Annotated in this window: 3 protein-coding genes and 1 pseudogene; 1 reads left to right on the top strand and 3 read right to left on the bottom strand. The window is 50.0% G+C overall.

The window, feature by feature from the left end; translation table 11 throughout:
- Positions 1 to 443: 443 nt before the first annotated feature.
- Positions 444 to 809, top strand: a complete 366-nt coding sequence (locus tag DXT77_RS30010; protein WP_119426120.1) for a hypothetical protein — start codon at positions 444 to 446, stop codon at positions 807 to 809.
- 114 nt (positions 810 to 923) lie between these two features.
- Here DXT77_RS30010 and DXT77_RS00040 read toward each other — a convergent pair whose 3' ends face one another.
- The 3 genes and pseudogenes from DXT77_RS00040 to DXT77_RS29975 form a co-directional block, all read right to left on the bottom strand.
- Complete coding sequence (locus DXT77_RS00040) at positions 924 to 1280, bottom strand: hypothetical protein (protein WP_119426119.1); 357 nt, start codon at positions 1278 to 1280, stop codon at positions 924 to 926.
- The gene (locus tag DXT77_RS00035; protein ID WP_119426118.1) at positions 1265 to 2047 is read right to left on the bottom strand and encodes a hypothetical protein; all 783 of its coding nucleotides are present in this window, start codon (positions 2045 to 2047) and stop codon (positions 1265 to 1267) included. The genes DXT77_RS00040 and DXT77_RS00035 overlap by 16 nt, the downstream gene beginning before the upstream one ends.
- A gap of 10 nt (positions 2048 to 2057) precedes the next feature.
- Positions 2058 to 2238, bottom strand: a pseudogene (locus DXT77_RS29975) (hypothetical protein); the annotation flags it as partial.

Here is a 2238-nt window from a genome sequence, read left to right as displayed (position 1 = left end):
CCCCCTTTCGTGGGCTCGGAGATGTGTATAAGAGACAGCCGTTTCTCCGTCGCGCCCATGATGGATCGGATAGACAATCAGCCTTCCCCCTTGAAATAAAGGCCCAAAAGCCATCCCAAAACCACTTGTACCAGTTACGTACCAGTGAGTTTTTCATTCGCAGAATCTCGTTTCTTGCCTTTTGTCTCTGTAGCAATTTTTAAGCAGCCAATTTCAGCTCCAATTCGGACACTACCGACACTGTCAAAAACCACTCCCGTCGTGACGATAATGGGATTGGCGAAGTCGAGCCGCAGCCCTGACAAGTCAGGCTAACTCCTTGAGAACACACTGCACTACAGCGTTTTCTAAGCACACTGCAATCAACGCCCACCCGAGGCATTATCGGTACTATGCTTTTCTTTTTCGAAAGGAGTCGATGCTATGTCAGAGGAGCTGGCCCATTGGGACATATTTTAACTCCTGCGGAACGAGCGAACATCCAGATTGCACTGGCAGAGACGTTCGTAGACAGCGTTGTCGACTACGACTCTATCGCAGAGCGAATCCGGGATTATGACCCAAAGGTCGTTGAAGACATCTTGTACTCTGAGGTCGCGCCCGTGTGTTTCAGCAACCTTGAAACGCCCGTCCCTCCTATATGGACAGGTTTTCAGGATGAATGGCTACTAGATGAAATAGCCAAGGAACTCAGAGCACGAGAAAGGAGTTGGCTACGGCGCAGCTTCGACCGGTTAAAAGTTGCATGGCTACGCTACAGCTACGGTTACATCTGGAAAGAACTCAGGAAATTTGCTCGATTCCAATAACCCCATGAAAGCACTCGCAAACGGCAAAGATATAGGGATTCGAACCCCTTCTAATAACTTTGCAGACCGCTTATGGCCCAAGATCTCGGGCATTCAGGATTGGTGTTTTGGTTCTCAAAGTCTGCAAGCAATCTCCTTCCACATATAGTCGTAGTTGTATTTCAACCATAGAACCAGCACCTTATCGAATTGCCTGCGTAGCCAATTATGCTCACGCGCCGCCAGCCTTTCCTCGATCGTAACTCTGAGCCAGTCGGGGTCAAATCCTGTCCAGACAGAGGGCAAGGCTGCACCAATGTTGGAGAAGCACACTGGCGCTACCTCCGAAAAAAAAATTTCGCACAGCACGTCAGGATCTATGCCTTTGACTTGGCGGGCGACATAGTCGTAATCGGTCGGAAAATAGTTGAATGGCTCAGACAGTGCGGATCTGACCTCTGTCAGTTGCGGCTCGGTCAGAAAATGTCCCAATGCGAAAACTCCTCTAGTTCCTCATCAAGCGAGTCCGCTACCACGCCGCCCGCGACGCCACCGGCTACGGATCCAACCAAGACGACGGCAATTGCGCAAACTGGTGCTCCTGGGCCACATAATGCACTGACGCCCATCCCAGCCAGTACCCCGCCTAACGCGCCTCCTCCGACAATGATGCCTTGTCGGGCGGTTTCTTTGGGTTTGTTTTCGGCATTCAGGATTTGATAAGTTGCCAGCGCAGCGGTTACGAGAACGCCAAGCTTGCCCATGATCAGCATTTTTTTAGTGCCTTTCGTGAACTTGGCATCATCCCGGCCAGCGGCTTCCAAAATGGTGTAATGAACCTTCTTTTGCTCTGCAGCTGAAAGGCTTTCATAACTTTTCTTGAAGAGTTCGTTGGAGTAACGATCCAAAAGCCATTTCAGTGTCCTACCGTCTTTTTTCTTCCTTTGTACTACCGCCAGGCCCTGCGCAGAAGTCCACTTACGATGCTCCACCAGAATTTTGTTTCGCATTTCATGGCTGAACGCTACACCTTCTTGCGCTGTTATCTTTCCTGCTTTCACGTCCTCCATCGTTTGCTGAGACATGCGTTTAATGTTCCTCAGATAGCTAGCCCTGATTTTTTCGTCAGAGATGGCATCCAAAGAAAATCTCAGTGCAGCGCCCTCCATTAGCTCTAACGCTCTATCGAGGGGTGAGTCTCGCAAGGCATGCTCACGCTGAACAACGTAGCTACCCGCGACAATGTACGGCTCTGTCATAGGATGATCCTTATCCTAAAATTGTATTCAGAAGACTCTCGGTCAGAGAGGAGGACTCTGCGAATGCTTGCTCTTCAAACTTGAGCATCACGCACGTCTTGCCTGATGGGTTAGAAAATTTGACCGCGTTGTCTTCATCAAACACACCGGGAAGCGAAGAACCGTCCTCGAAATGCGCAGTACACGATAAG

The organism is Pseudomonas sp. 91RF (assembly GCF_003576265.1).
GTDB lineage: Bacteria > Pseudomonadota > Gammaproteobacteria > Pseudomonadales > Pseudomonadaceae > Aquipseudomonas > Aquipseudomonas kribbensis.
This window is presented reverse-complemented; position numbering and strand designations above follow the sequence as displayed.

Bases quoted from the DNA above. Each gene is read 5' to 3' on its own strand.
- DXT77_RS00035 (WP_119426118.1), bottom strand. From the start codon at position 2,047: ATGACAGAGCCGTACATTGTCGCGGGTAGCTACGTTGTTCAGCGTGAG.